Below are 14,527 nucleotides of genomic sequence, written 5' to 3' on the forward strand. Positions count from 1 at the left end.
GCCTGCAGCGGATGGAAAGGATGAGCGCTCATGCCCATCGCGTATGACCCGGATGAACAGGTATTCCACTTGATGACGCCGGCATCGAGCTACGTGTTTCGCGTCGGCGACGCAGGTCTCTTGGAACACGTGTACTGGGGCGCTCGCGTGGCGGATGCGTCCGACGTGCTTCGCATCGCGCGGGCTTCCTCGCGCCTCGACGGTCGCCCCGCGTTTCTTCGCAGCGAGGATGTCGGGTCGATGCGGCACGAATACCCGTCGTATGGGACGGGCGACCACCGGGAGCCGGCGTATGAGGTGCTGCAGCCATCCGGCAGCCACGCCTCGCAACTCGCCTATGCGTCGCACCGCCTCATGCCTGGCAAGCCCCGGCTCGCCTCTCTGCCCGCGTTTTACGTCGAATCCGATTTCGAAGCCGACACAGTCGAGGTTGTCCTCGTGGATCCGGTGCTCCAGCTGCGCGTCGTGCTCTCGTACACGGCCTATCGCGATCTCGACCTGATCTGCCGCCACGCGCGTTTTGAAAACGCCGGATCGTCCGCCCTCGTGCTCCGAAGCGCCTTAAGCGCTTCCGTGGATCTCGATGTAAGCGAGGCGGATTTCATCCAGTTGTCGGGCGCGTGGATTCGCGAGCGGTTCGTCGAGCGCGTGCCCCTCGCCCCGGGACGCCACGAGATCGTGAGCCGCGCCGGGATAAGCGGGCACAAGCACAACCCGTTCTTTGCGCTCGCAGCTCCCGGCGCCACCGAGGAGGCGGGCGAGGTGCGCGCGTTTGCCTTGGTCTACAGCGGCAACTTCACGGGCGGGTGCGAGATGGAGCCCATGCGGCAAAATGTGCGCGCGCAGATCGGCATCCATCCGGCCGACTTCACCTGGCGGCTTGAGCCGGGCGAGTCCTTCGTGACGCCCGAGGCCGCGCTGGTGTACTCCGCCGAGGGCCTTGGCGGCATGTCTCGCACCTTCCACCGCGCCATTCGCGAGCGGCTCTGCCGAGGGCCGTATCGCGATCGCGTCCGACCCGTGCTTCTCAACAACTGGGAGGCAACCTATTTCAACTTTCGCGAAGACGACTTGGTCGAGTTGGCCGCGCAGGCTCGCGATCTCGGCGTCGAACTGTTTGTGCTCGACGACGGTTGGTTCGGCGCACGCGACGACGACACCTCGTCGCTCGGCGACTGGTGGCCGCATCCCGGAAAACTTCCGCACGGACTGCGGCACCTTTCGGACCGCATCCATGCGCTTGGCATGCAGTTCGGCATCTGGATGGAGCCGGAGATGGTCTCCCCAAACAGCGAGTTGTATCGCGCGCATCCGGATTGGTGCCTGCACGTCGCGGATCGGCCGAGATCGGAGCGGAGGCATCAGTTGATCCTGGACCTCACGCGTCCTGACGTGCGCGCCTTCGTGGTGGACGCGGTGTCGCGCGTCATTGAGGAAGGGGCGGTCGATTACATCAAGTGGGATATGAATCGGCCCATGACGGAGGTCGGATCCGCCGCGCTACCGCCAGAACGCCAGCGGGAGGTCGCCCATCGCTACGTGCTCGGGCTGTACGAGGTGCTGGAGACCCTCACCCGCCGGTTTCCCCATGTGCTCTTCGAGAACTGCGCGTCAGGCGGGGGCCGGTTCGATCTCGGCATGCTTCACTACATGCCGCAGACGTGGACGAGCGACAACACCGATGCCGTGTCCCGGCTCAAGATTCAGCACGGCACGAGCCTGGTCTACCCGCCCGTCACGATGGGCGCACACGTGTCTGCGGTTCCGAACCATCAGATGGGCAGGGTGACGCCGTTTGCGTTCCGCGCAGGCGTCGCCATGTGTGGCAACTTCGGCTTTGAGCTCGACATTCGGGCGTGGTCCGAGGAGGAGCGCCGCGAGGCGCGCCAAGCGGTGGAGCGTTACAAGCAGGTGCGGTCTCTCGTTCAGTTTGGCGCGTTGTATCGCCTGCTGTCGCCGTTTGCGGGACACGAGGCGGCGTGGATGTTTGTGGCTCCGGACGGCAGCGAGGCGCTCGTCGCGTACTTCTCGACGTATCCCGATCCGATGGACCCGCCCCGGCGCCTGATGCTGAGAGGACTGCGGCCCGAGGTTCGCTATCTCGTCGAAGAGCTTGGCGAGATCGCGCGCGGCGACGCGCTCATGCGGTACGGGTTGGTGGTGGCCCCTTCGGTGGGCGATGGGGTGGTGCGCTGGTTTCATGTGAAGCAGACGGAGGAGGGCAATCGCACATGATGCGTGTGGGTGTGATGGGCTGTGGCGTCATCAGCGAGGTGTACATGAAGAATCTTCGCGCGTTTGGCATTCCCATTTTGGCGGTGGCCGATCTCGACGCCGAGCGCGCGGCGGCGCGCGCAAAGCAGTTTGACGTTTTGCAGGTGCTCGCGCCGGAGGAGCTCCTCGGACACCCCGAGATCGATATCGTGGTCAATCTCACCGTGCCGCAGGCGCACGCCGACATTGCGCGGCGGGCCCTTGAACAAGGCAAGCACGTGCACACGGAGAAACCGCTCGCGCTTGTCGCGGACGAGGCGCGTGCGCTCGTCCAGTTGGCCCATGCGCGCGGGCTGCGCGTGGGGTCGGCGCCGGATACCTTCCTCGGCAGTCACCTGCAGACGGCGCGCAAGGTGCTGGACGACGGCTGGATTGGCGAGCCGATTGGGGCGACGGCCTTCATGATGAGCCACGGCCCCGAGCGCTGGCACCCGAATCCCGACTTTTTCTACCAAAAAGGCGGCGGCCCGATGTTCGACATGGGCCCGTACTACTTGACCGCCCTCGTGCACCTGCTGGGCCCCATCCGCCGGGTGACAGGCACGGCGCAGACCACGTTCGCGGAGCGCGTCGTCGGTTCCCCAAATCGATTCGGAGAGCGCATTCCGGTCGAAATCCCGACCCATGTGCAGGGCCTGCTCGAGTTTGAGCGCGGCGCCACGGGCGTGATCGTCACCTCCTTCGACGTGTGGCACGCGGAGCTGCCGCGCATCGAGATCTATGGGACGGAGGGTACGCTTGCGGTGCCAGATCCGAACTACTTTGGCGGCACTGTGCGCGTGCGCCGCCGCGGCGCGGACGAGTGGACACAGGTGCCGCCGCTCTTTGGCTTTGCGGACAATTTCCGCGGCCTCGCGGTGGCCGATATGGCGCTCGCTGTGTCACACGGCCGGCCGCACCGCGCATCGGGCGAACTCGCGCTGCACGTGGTCGAGGTGATGGAAGCCATTCACACGTCCGCGAGCGAGGGGCGGCACGTCGAGATCGAGTCGCGCCCGGTGCGGCCCGAGCCGTGGCCCATGGGCTACGATGACACGCAGCTTGCGCTCGACCTTCGGGCAGAAACGGAGCGGTTGGGATGAAGGCGCTCGGTGTCGATCTCGGCACCACCTCCGTGGCCGCGGTGGTCTTCGACACCGCGGCCGCGAGCGTCGTGTGGTCGATGTCCAGGCCGCACGGCGCCTCGCTTCAGGTGAGCGACCCGCTCGCCGCCGAGCAGGATGCCGCGCGCATCATGGACATCGCCGCCGGGATGGTGGACGCGGGGCTCGCCGCGCACCCTGACGTGCAGGCGCTCGGCGTCACAGGCCAGATGCACGGCCTTATTTACCTCGATGACCGGCTTCGGCCGCTGAGCCCGCTCTTCACCTGGCAGGACGGGCGCGGTGGACGCCGCGTGGCCGACGGGGAGCTGGAGACCTTCGCCCAGCAGCTGAGCCGCCTCACCGGCTGCCGCGTCGCGCCCGGGTTCGCCATGGCCACGCACGCCTATCTGGCCGCGCACGGGCTTGTGCCGCGCGGGGCGGCGTCGCTAGTCACGCTGCCGGACGCGTTTGCCGCGCGCCTCGCGTCGCGATCGCGCCCCCTGCTGCACGCGTCCCTCGCGCACAGCATGGGCGGCTTTGATCTCGATCAAGCCGCGTTTTCCGCCGATGGGCTCGCGGCAGCCGGGATCGACCTCGCGCTCATCCCCGAGGTCGTCTCGGATCCGACCGTCGTCGGCGCGTACCGCGGCGTCCCCGTGGCCGTGGCGCTCGGCGATCACCAGGCGAGCTTTCTCGGGGCCGTCGGCGCCGAGGAGGGGGCCGTCCTCGTCAATATCGGCACGGGAGCCCAGGTGTCGGTCTGTGTCACGGGCAGCCCGGCGCTCCCCAGCGAAGCCGAACTGCGGCCGTTTGTCGGCCCGCGCCGGCTCGCTTCCGTCGCCACGTTGGCCGGGGGAGCGGCGTACGCGCTTGTGGCTTCGTTCTTCGATCGCGTCGTCCGCATGTACGGACAGGAGCCGGTTCGCTCGGCGTACGACGCCTTGGATGAGGCCATCGGTGCATGGCGCGAGGCGGGCGGGGGCCCGTTTCCGCGCGTTCGTCCCACGTTTTTCGGGGTGCGCTGGAGCGAGGAGCAGGGCGCGCGGATCGAAGCGTGGACCGCCGCGGGGATGGTCCCCGAGGCCTTTGCGTGGGGCGTGTTGCGCGGCATTGCGGAGGAGCTTCACGCGGGCTATCTTCGCCTGCTTGGGGACGAGAAGCCTGCGCCCAGCGCCATCGCGGGTGCCGGCAACGCGCTGCGCCAGAACCGGCACCTGCTCGACGCGGTGGCGGAGGTGTTTGGCTGTCCGGTGTCGCTCGCGCCGTATCCGGAGGAGGCGGCCCAGGGCGCGGCGCGCTGGGCCGCCATGGCGGTGTGAGCCTCATGAGCGCCATCGAGGCGCGCACGCGTTTCGCTGGCGTTCACGCGCCCGACGGACGGGCGAATGCGCGGGCCACCACGGCCTCCGCCGGTTTCCCGTAAATGCAGTAACTTCTATCCCTAGACGCCGACTCGCGCGGATACAGCCGCCACGGCCATTCCCAGAGCATGTAGCCCTTGAACCACGGCTCGTCGGGCATGGCGGCGAACAGGGTCTCGTAGAAGCGCGCCTGCTCGTCGAGATCGACTTCGCCCGGATGGCGATAGTCCCACGGGCAGGCGCCGGAGCCCCTGCGGCTTGGGCAGCCCACCTCCATGAAAAAGAGCGGCTTGCCGTGTGCCGCTGCGACCTCGCGCAGCACGGGGACGCGATCCTGCCAGCGATCGATGGGATAATAGGCGCTCGACGAGATGAGGTCGACCGCGTCCCAAAAGCGCACGTGTTCCTCGCGCCCGTGGTTGCAGTTGTACGTCACCAGGCCGGCGTATTCGCTGCGCACGGCTGCGATGACCCCCCGCCACGCGTCTTCGTGGGGCTCGGCCGTGGTCATCTCACATCCCACACAGAACATCTCGCAGCCGAGGCGTTGGGCCAGCCGGGCGTAGTGAACCATCATGTCCGTGTAGGCGGCGAACCACGCCGTCCACCGCGCGGGGTCTGGACCGCGCTCCCCGTCGAAGCGAATTTCCCCTCGCCACGTCCCGTCCCGGCAGTTGACCGTCGGCTTGAGGCAGACGTTGAGCCCGAGGCGGTGGGCGAAATCCGCCATGCCGATGATCTCGTCATCGCTCACCGTCACCGGTGGACCGTAGGCAATGGCGGGATCGCCCGGATGCGCCATCAGCCCGGCAAACGCGAGCGTCACCCAGTTGAACGGCCCGTCGGCGAGAGCCGTCATCGACGCTCGCGCGACGTCGTTGCCCCACGTGCCGTGCTCACCGACAAAGCCAAAGGTCATGCCGCGAATGAAGTCGAGATCGAATGCGTTTTCGATGCTTCGCATCGTGAACCTCCCAGCCGCGCGTCAGCGTCGGTCGTTTTCCAAGAGCTCGATCACGGCCCGCACGGAGGGGGCCCCGTCGAAATACGCGTATCGCCCGCCTTTGTACTCGCCTCGCTGAATGAGTCGCCACCCTGCCCCCGAAAGCGCTTCAGAGCGCGCCGCCATGCCTTCAATCTCGAACGCGATGTGGTGCACACCTTCGCCGTGCTCGTCGAGCCACGCCCGCCATGTGCTTGGGTGTTCGTCCGGTTCGATGAGCTCGATGTCGACGTTGTCCAGGTGGAAGAACGCGAGCTTCGCCCGCGCGGGTGTGGGCTCACCCTCATACACCGTCTGCGCTTCATCGTACGGTTCGGTCCAGTGCCACGGCGGCACCTCGCAGCCGAGGAGCTTCGCCCAGGCGGCGCTCGCCGCCTCGATGTCCCGAACCAGAATGCCAATTTGCGCGACGCGCCGCGTGCCGATTGAATGCGCTTCCATGCGCCAGCCTCCTTAGCTAAAACGTTTTGACTCCATCATACCACGTCCCGCCTCTTCTGGGGCGGGGCGAGATGGATTTATAAAGCATAATTCAATCGGGAATGTTTACATATGCTGCCGTTTTATCGACTCGCATGCACACGGGCGATCCGACACTGAGAGCGGCACGAGGAGGACCTATGGCGTTCGACACAGAGCTCGTTAGGCGCGCGCATGAGTTTGCGCTGACGCAGGACATCAGTTCGACGCGCGGCGGGGGATTCGACCTGTGGCCCATCTTGCGCCGCAAGGTGGCCAACGTGCGGCGCTTGGCCGCCAGACTCGAGCGGGAACCCGCGGCCTGTTCCGAGCCTGCGCACGAGTGGTTGATCGATCACGCTGCCTATATCGAACTCCAAGAGATGCTGGCGGAGCGCCTGTGGCCGCATGCCGTACTGCGCAAACTTCCCAAGATGGCGGAAACCGGGCATCCTCGTCTGGTCGATTTGGCGTCGTGTTACTTGGACGCGGCGCGCGGACACGTCGAGGTGAAGGCCCTTGTCCAGTTTGTCGAAGCGTATCAAGACGTACAGGTGCTGACAACCGAAGAGTGCCACCAGCTCGAAAACGCGCTGCGCGTGGCCATTCTGATGCAGCTTTCGGAAGCGAGTGAGGAATTGGCTCGCCGATACGAGGTTTGCCGCGCGGTCGCGCGGCTTTTGGACGAGATCGGGCGCGGGGGCGGGGAAGAGGGCGTCCGGCGCGCCATTGACCGGTTTTCGAGGGGACGCGCGCTCGGCGCCGTGGAGCTGGTTCACCTGGTGCATCACCTCTCCGAGTGGGAGCCGGACAGCCGAGAGCTGCGCGAATGGCTCGCGGCGCACGTCGCCCATGCGCCGGAAAGCCTCGAGCGGCTCACGACGTATGAGGCGGAATGGCACGCAGAAATCCAGGTGCTTGTCGGCAATCTCGTTCAAAGCCTGCATGCCCTGGAACGCGTGTCGTGGCCGACCGTCATCCCGCGCCTCTCGCGGGTCGAGGCGTGCCTGCGCACGGAGCCGACCTGCAACTACATCCGGCTCGAGCCGACGAGCCGCAACGTCCTCACGAACCAGGTCAGCTGGCTCAGCGAGGTGTTCCGCCTGCCGGAGACCACGGTGGCAGAGACCGCCGTCTCGCTCGCGCGCCGCGCCTGGGAAGAGGCGGGGGCGCCCGAGGCCTCCGCCGGCCTGCCCCGCGAGGCCTTTGTCGCGCACTATCTGTGCGATCCCGACGGCATGCACCTCCTCCGCGCGGCGCTGAAGGAGCGGGCGAAGCCGAGACCGGTACCGCAAATCGCGCTCCGCCGCCGCCCGCTCCGCTCGTATTTGTTGGGCATGGCCTTTTTGTTTGTGGTCATCCTCTGGGCGCTCCTCGCCGCGTTCACCGATGGGTTTCGCGCGCGCGCTGGAGCGACCGTTCTGCTCGGCGTCCTGCTCGCGCTTCCCGTCAGCGAGTGGGTGATTTCGCTCGTGCACGAGGGCATCCGCCGCCTCGTCCGGCCGGTCCCCCTGTTGCGCCTCGACTTCAGCGAAGGGCTGCCCGAGGACGCTCGCACCATGATCGTCCTGCCCGTCATCTGGGGGAGCGAGGAGGACGTCGACGAGGCGTTCGACAAACTGGAGCTTCACCACCTGACGCAACGGGGCGACAACCTGTACCTCGCGGTGCTGTCTGATCTCAAGGACGCAGAGCGCGTCACGCTGCCTGAGGACGAGCGCCTGCTCAACCGGGCGCGCGTGCGCCTTGAAGAACTGCGGCGCAAGTACGGCGCCGCCCGCTTCTTCTGGTTCCACCGCCAGCGCGTCCTCAACCGCGCCGACGGCGTGTACATGGGCTGGGAGCGAAAGCGCGGCAAGCTCGTCGAGTTTATCGAGCTGCTGCGCGGCCGCGACGATACCACCTTTTGCATCCAGGACGGCTCTCTCGACGTCCTGCCCACCATCCGCTACCTCTTCACGGCCGATCTCGACACCGAACTGCCCATTGGCGCCGTCGGCCGCCTGGTGGGCACGATGCACCTGCCGTACAACCGTCCGCGCCTTAACGCGCGCGGCACCCGGGTGACCGAGGGGTACGGCGTGCTTCAGCCGGCCGTCGCGGTGAGCCCCAAATCGAGCCAGGTCTCGCACTTCGCACGCCTCCTGTCGGGTGAGACGGGCGTGGATCCGTACGCGTTTGCCATCTCCAACCCGTATCAGGACTGGTTTTCGCGCGGCCTGTTCGTCGGCAAGGGCCTCATCCACGTCGACGCCTTTCACGCCGTGCTCTGCGACCGCATTCCAGACAACCGGGTGTTGAGCCACGACATCCTGGAGGGCGGGTTTTTGCGGGCCGGCCTCGTGGCGGACGTCGAGGTGGTGGAAAGCCAACCTGCCACGTTGCGCGCCTACATGCGGCGCGCCCACCGATGGGTGCGCGGCGACTGGCAGCTCATCTACTGGCTGCGGCGCGTCTGCCGAAACCGGCGCGGCGAGAAGCAGCCCGTCGACCTTTGTGGTTTCACCCGCTGGAATATCGTCGATCACGTCCGGCACAGCCTCGTCCGCCCGGCCCTCGTGTTGCTCCTGTTGTGCGGCGGCCTCGGCGTGTTGCCAGGGCCCACCTACGGTTACGGCCTCGTCATCCTTGCCACGGTCTTTTTGCCCCTGTGGCGGCAGCTCGAGTCCATCCGGCCGGGAGAGTGGGACCTTCGCGCCGTCGTGGCGTCGTTGCTGCAAAGCCTGATCATGCTTGTCGTGCTTCCCTTCATGGCGGTCGTCGAGGTGGACGCCTGCGTCCGCGCGCTCTACCGCATGGGCATCAGCCGGCGCCGGCTGCTCGAGTGGATTCCATCTTCCCAGGTCGACCGGTCGGATGGCGCGTCGGCGCCCTTGCTTTACGAACCCGCGGGCTACCTCGTCGCGATCGCCTGCTCTGCGCCAGGGCTGTTTGGCACGCTGGGGCAGATCCTCTCGAGTGCGCTCGCGCTTGTCGCGTGGCTGCCAGCGCACGCCATCGCCCGCCTTGTCGCGCGGCGCCCCCGGGATGCGCGCCCTGCGCCCGATCCTGCCCTCGCCGAGCACCTGCGCGACGTGGCCGCTGCGATGTGGCGGTTCTACGAGCGATACGTGGACGAGGAAGAACACCACCTGCCGCCCGACAACGTCCAATTTGAGCCCGTGGAACGCGTGGCCCACCGCACTTCGCCCACCAACATCGGGCTGTACCTGCTTTGCGCCGCGGCCGCGGCCGATCTCGGCCTCATCGGGCGAGAGGAGGCGGTTTCGCGCCTGGAGAAGACCATGGCCACGCTCGCGCAGCTCGATCGCTGGCACGGGCACCTGTTCAACTGGTACGACACGCGCACGCTCGCGCCCCTCGCTCCGCGGTACGTGTCCACCGTCGACTCGGGCAACCTGGTCTGCGCCATGCTCGCCCTCGCCCAGGCGCTTCGCGAGTGGGCCGCAGCGGACGAGGCGGTCGCCGGGCGCGCTCAGGCTCTGGCCGAGGCGATGGATGGGTTTGTGCGCGAGACCGACTTCGCGCCGCTTTACCGCGCGGATCTCCGGCTGTTTTCGCTCGGGTACCACGCCGATCGCAACGAGCTGGAAAATATCGTATACGATCTCCTCGCCTCCGAGGTGCGCCAGGCGAGTTTCATCGCCGTCGCGAGCGGGCAGGTGCCGGCGTCTCACTGGTTCGCCCTCTCGCGCACCATGACGCGCGCGGGAAGGTTTCAGCCGCTCCTGTCATGGTCCGGCACGATGTTCGAATACCTGATGCCAGCGCTCTTGATGCGCCATCTGCCGCAGACGCTTTGGGACGAGACGTACCGCGGCGTCGTGTGGAAGCAGATCGACTACGCCAGGCGGCGCGGAGTGCCGTTTGGCATTTCGGAGAGCGGCTTTTACGCGTTCGATCGCGACCTGAACTACCAGTACAGGGCCTTCGGCGTGCCGGGGCTCGGCCTGGATCGCGGCCTCGATCGCCATCTCGTCGTCGCGCCCTACGCGTCCATGCTCTCGCTGTCCATTGCGCCGGACGCGGTCGCCGACGCCCTCGCGCAGCTGCGCGAGCTCGGCGCGTTAGGCCCGTACGGCTATTACGAGGCGGTGGACTTCACGGCGGATCGCCTGCCTCCAGGCGAGCGGTACAAAATCGTGCGGAGCTTCATGGCGCACCACCAGGGCATGGCGTTCATCGCCATCGCGAATTATCTCAAGCGCGACATCTGGGTGGAGCGATTTCACCGGCTCCCGCTCGTGCGCGCCGCCGAGTACATGCTCTACGAGCGCATGCCCAAGCGGCCCGCGCTCCTGCTCAAGCCCGTGCACGCGGCGCACGCGCCGAACTTCGATCAACCCGTGTACGCCCGCCACGCCCGCGGCGACGACGACGTCTGGAACGCGCTCACCAATGGGCGGCTGACCACGTTTGCCAATGCGCGCGGCGAGGGCGGCATCCTCTGGAACGGCATCGCCGTCACGCGGTACCGGGCGGATCGCTACCTGCCGTACCGAGGCCCCGTCGCGTACGTGCGGGACGTCGATCGCGGCGGGTTCTTCCGGACCTCGCTTCACGGAGGGCAGGGCCATGTGGCGGCCGAGTTCCGGCCCGACAAGTCGGTTTGGAAGCGCGTGGTCGACGGCCTGGAGACCGAATGGTCCGTCGTGGTGGCGCCGGACGGTGACGTCGAGATCCGGCGGCTCGTGCTCAAGAATCTGGGGCGCGAGGTTCGCCGGCTCGAAATCACGTACTTCGCCGAGTTGGCGCTCGCCAAACCTGCGGCCGATCTCGCACACCCCTCGTTCCAGCGCCTGTTCGTGGAGACCGGCTGGGACGACGACCACAAGGTGCTCTGGGCGCGGCGCCGCCCAGAGACGGACGCCGATCCCGACGTGTACGCGGCGTTTCACCTGTTCGCCGGGGACGACGAACCGGCGCCGGTGGAGTGGGACTCGCATCGCGCGCGCTTCGTCGGCCGCGGAGGCACGCTCGCCCAGCCGGAGGGCCTGTGGCGAAGGCTCGGCGCCGAGGCCGGATCCGTCGCGGATCCGGCGGCCATTTTGCGCACCACGGTCGCCGTCGAGCCGGGCGCCAAGCGCATCGTGTACGTCGTCACGGCGCTCGGCGCCAAGCGAGAGGAGGTCGTGGAGCAGGCTCTGCGCATGCGCCACACGGCCGTGCGCACGCGCGCCGCTCAGCTCGCGTGGGTGCGCGCGCAAATCGATCTGCGCCAGCTCCACCTCACGCCAGACGACGTCGCGGACGCCATGGAGCTTCTGGCGCGGTTTGTGTCCAAACGCGCGCTGTCGCCCGCGCGAAAAGCTGCCATTGAGCAAAACGAACTCGGGCCGTCCGGGCTGTGGGCGCACGGCATCTCGGGCGATGTACCGATCGTCGTCGTCCGGCTCGCTTCCGCAGCCGAGGTCCCGTTCGTGGCAAAGGTCGCCCGGCTCACGCACTACCTCGCGGGCATGGGCTTCCCGAGCGATCTCGTCGTGATCGACGAGACGACGTCGAGCTACCGCGACGAAATGAGGCAGCGGATCCAGGCGGAGATGGCCCGCCGCGGCGTGCACGACGCCTCGAGGCTCGCCGTGCTGAAATCCGATCAGCTCTCGAGCGCGGAAAGGGCGCTCATCGAGGCCGTGGCCGTCGCCGAGTTGCGCGCTGGGGGCCCGAGCGTGGGGGCGCAGCTGCACGGCGGGCGCCCAGAGGCGGCAGAGCCGGTGATGCTCGCGTCGGACCGGCTCGAGCGCGGGCCGGATCGCCCGCGGCGCGAGTCGGTTGGCGTCGAGGGGGAGTTTTCGAATGGCTACGGCGCGTTCGTCGAAGGCGGGCGGGCCTACCGCATGCGCGTCACGGCGGGCACGAAGCCGCCGCGCCCGTGGACCAACGTGATGGCCAACCCGTCGTTTGGCACCCTCGTGACCGAGCTCGGCACGGGCTACACCTGGTGGCGCAACAGCCGGGAGTTCAAGCTGACACCGTGGCGAAACGATCCTGCGTTCGACACGCCCGGCGAAGTCGTGTACCTCGTCGATCTCGACGACGGAGCCATGGCGAGCGCCACGCCCTCGCCCGCGGGGGGCGACCGCTCGTACGTGGTCACGCATCAGCCAGGACTGACCACGTTTCAGAGCGAATGGGGCCGCCTGGCATGCGCGCTCGAGGTGTATGCCGACCGGACCGAACCCGTGAAGTGGATGCGGCTTCGGCTTCGCAACGAAGGCGACACGCCGCGGCGCATCCGGGTTGTGCCGTACGCCGAGTGGGTGCTCGGCGTGGATCCCCTGGCTTCGCCGCCGCTTTTCGTGGTGCGCAGGCTGGGGGCGGACGTGATCGCCGCAGACAACCGGTATCAGGAGGCGTTTCGCGGCGCGATGGGCTTCCTCGCCGTCGGTGGCGCGGGGCTAAGCGTTGGGTGGCTGAGCGACAAGGCGCGCTTTCTGGGCGGCGGATCGTACGCGTGCCCGGATGCGCTCGCCGAGGAGGTGTGGCGCGGAGAAGACGGGCCCGCCGCCATGCCGTGTGCGGCCATCGCGCGCCACCTCGAGCTTGCGCCCGGCGAGGCGGCGGAGGTGGTGGTGCTGATTGGTGCCGCCGCGAGCGAAGGCGAGGTGCTGCGCCTCGCGCGCCGAGCCACGCCCGAGCAGGCGGACGAATCGCTTCGCACCGTCAAGGCGTTCTGGTCGGACCTCCTCGATCGCGTCCAGGTCCGCACGCCGGATCGCGCCTTTGACATCCTGATGAACGGGTGGCTTTTGTACCAGGTCCTGTCCTGCCGGCTCTGGGCGCGCACGGCGTTTTATCAGGCGGGCGGCGCCTTTGGCTTTCGCGATCAGCTTCAGGACGCGCTGGCGCTCGTGCACGCGTGGCCGGAGGTGTTGCGCGAGCAGATCCTGCGCGCAGCGCGCCATCAGTACGCGGAGGGCGATGTCCAGCACTGGTGGCACGAGGAACTCGGCAAGGGCATCCGCACCCGCTTCTCAGACGATCTGCTCTGGCTGCCGTACGCGGTCTCGCGCTACCTCGAGGCCACGGGCGATGTCAGCGTGCTCGATGAGCGCGCCCCGTACCTCGTCAGTGCGCCGCTCGGCGACGGCGAGCTCGAGCGGTACGAGGACATCGTCTGGAGCGACGCGGAGGCCACCATCGCCCAGCACATGGTCCGCGCCGTCGAGCGGGCGCTTCACTTTGGCGATCACGGCCTGCCGCTCATCGGCATCGGCGACTGGAACGACGGCTTGAGCCGCGTCGGCGCCAGGGGACGCGGCGAAAGCGTGTGGCTTGCGTGGTTTTTGGCGGATGTCCTGCGCCGGATGGGCGAGATCGACCACCCCGACATCGCCCCGCACCGCGCGCGATTCGCTTCGATGCGCGAACGCGTCCTCCAGGCGGCCAACGAAGCAGGCTGGGACGGGCAGTGGTATCGGCGCGCTGTGACGGACGACGGGGTGTGGCTCGGTGCGGCGGGATCGACTGCATGCCGGATCGACGCCATTGCGCAGTCGTGGGCGGTCATCTCCGGCGGGGCGCCACCCGAGCGGGCCCTGCGCGCCATGGAGTCGTTCGATCGCGAGCTCGTCGATCGGCGCCTGGCCGTGGCGCACCTCCTCCGGCCGGCGTTTCGCGAGATGCGCCCGAGCCCGGGCTACATCCAGGGCTATCCGCCGGGGCTTCGGGAGAACGGGGGGCAGTACACGCATGGGGTCATCTGGAGCATCATCGCCTGGGCGATGCTGGGGCGCGGGGATGCGGCGCACGAGCTGTACGCGCTGTTGAACCCCATCCACCACACCGGGACCCCGCGCGACGTGGAGCGCTACGGGAACGAGCCGTACGTCATGTCGGCCGACGTCTACACGTCCGAGCCCAACGTGGGGCAAGGGGGGTGGTCTTGGTATACAGGTGCCGCGTCGTGGATGTATCAGGCCGGCCTGGAGGCCATTCTCGGCATTCGGCGCAGGGGGGCGCAGCTTTGGGTGTCGCCCTGCATCCCAGACGATTGGCCTGGGTACGAAGTGGTCTACCGGTTTGGCTCGTCCAAGTACCACATCCGCGTCGAGCCATCGCCCGGGGCCATCTCGGCGAAGCGAGGCGGTCAACCGTCGCCGTCCGGCTCACCGAGACGTCCAGGGGACGTGGAACTGCCATACGTGATCGATCTCGTCGACGACGGACAGGAGCACGAAGTCGTGGTTCGGCTTTCCTCGGCGTCTGCTGTGCCAAAGGCCGCGGTGCGCGCGGGGGACATGGCGCGCGGAGGGCTCGAGCTCCGCGCGCCCTCCCGCGAGGTTCGCGTGTTGCCGCTCACCGCCATGTACAGGGAGCGCGACGCTCAACCGTGACAAAGGCGC

6 protein-coding genes are annotated in these 14,527 nt (G+C 67.8%); 4 read left to right on the forward strand and 2 right to left on the reverse strand.

Translation table 11 applies throughout. The features are described from left to right. Positions 1-30: 30 nt before the first annotated feature. The 3 genes from BW934_RS09360 to BW934_RS09370 are packed head-to-tail and all read left to right on the forward strand — an operon-like array spanning position 31 to position 4,678. Positions 31-2,235 carry an alpha-galactosidase gene (locus BW934_RS09360; RefSeq protein WP_076347413.1) on the forward strand — a complete coding sequence of 735 codons (2,205 nt, stop codon included), beginning with the start codon at positions 31-33 and terminating at the stop codon, positions 2,233-2,235. Then, positions 2,232-3,356: a Gfo/Idh/MocA family protein gene (locus tag BW934_RS09365; protein ID WP_076347415.1), complete on the forward strand. Its 1,125-nt coding sequence runs from the start codon at positions 2,232-2,234 to the stop codon at positions 3,354-3,356. The genes BW934_RS09360 and BW934_RS09365 overlap by 4 nt, the downstream gene beginning before the upstream one ends. Next, on the forward strand, positions 3,353-4,678 hold the full coding sequence (locus BW934_RS09370; protein WP_076347417.1) for a sedoheptulokinase: 1,326 nt from the start codon (positions 3,353-3,355) through the stop codon (positions 4,676-4,678). The genes BW934_RS09365 and BW934_RS09370 overlap by 4 nt, the downstream gene beginning before the upstream one ends. 43 nt (positions 4,679-4,721) lie before the next feature. On the opposite strand, the gene BW934_RS09375 is transcribed toward BW934_RS09370, so the two are convergent. Continuing rightward, entirely contained in the window at positions 4,722-5,684 is a 963-nt protein-coding gene (locus tag BW934_RS09375) for a glycoside hydrolase family 113 (RefSeq protein ID WP_076347419.1), read from the reverse strand. A 21-nt stretch (positions 5,685-5,705) separates the two neighbouring features. Further along, on the reverse strand, positions 5,706-6,164 hold the full coding sequence (locus BW934_RS09380) for a VOC family protein (RefSeq protein ID WP_076347421.1): 459 nt from the start codon (positions 6,162-6,164) through the stop codon (positions 5,706-5,708). 179 nt (positions 6,165-6,343) lie between these two features. Here BW934_RS09380 and BW934_RS09385 point away from each other — a divergent pair, with 179 nt between their 5' ends. Then, positions 6,344-14,518 (forward strand): GH36-type glycosyl hydrolase domain-containing protein, encoded by an 8,175-nt coding sequence (locus BW934_RS09385; protein WP_076347423.1) that lies wholly within the window; start codon positions 6,344-6,346, stop codon positions 14,516-14,518. The last annotated feature ends 9 nt before the right edge of the window (positions 14,519-14,527 follow it).

Origin of the sequence: Alicyclobacillus vulcanalis (assembly GCF_900156755.1) — a bacterium.
In the GTDB taxonomy this organism is placed as follows: domain Bacteria; phylum Bacillota; class Bacilli; order Alicyclobacillales; family Alicyclobacillaceae; genus Alicyclobacillus; species Alicyclobacillus vulcanalis.

Coding starts and splice junctions, on each gene's coding strand:
- BW934_RS09370 (WP_076347417.1), top strand. CDS start 3,353: ATGAAGGCGCTCGGTGTCGATCTCGGCACCACCTCCGTGGCCGCGGTG.
- BW934_RS09380 (WP_076347421.1), bottom strand. CDS start 6,164: ATGGAAGCGCATTCAATCGGCACGCGGCGCGTCGCGCAAATTGGCATT.
- BW934_RS09385 (WP_076347423.1), top strand. CDS start 6,344: ATGGCGTTCGACACAGAGCTCGTTAGGCGCGCGCATGAGTTTGCGCTG.
- BW934_RS09365 (WP_076347415.1), top strand. CDS start 2,232: ATGATGCGTGTGGGTGTGATGGGCTGTGGCGTCATCAGCGAGGTGTAC.
- BW934_RS09375 (WP_076347419.1), bottom strand. CDS start 5,684: ATGCGAAGCATCGAAAACGCATTCGATCTCGACTTCATTCGCGGCATG.
- BW934_RS09360 (WP_076347413.1), top strand. CDS start 31: ATGCCCATCGCGTATGACCCGGATGAACAGGTATTCCACTTGATGACG.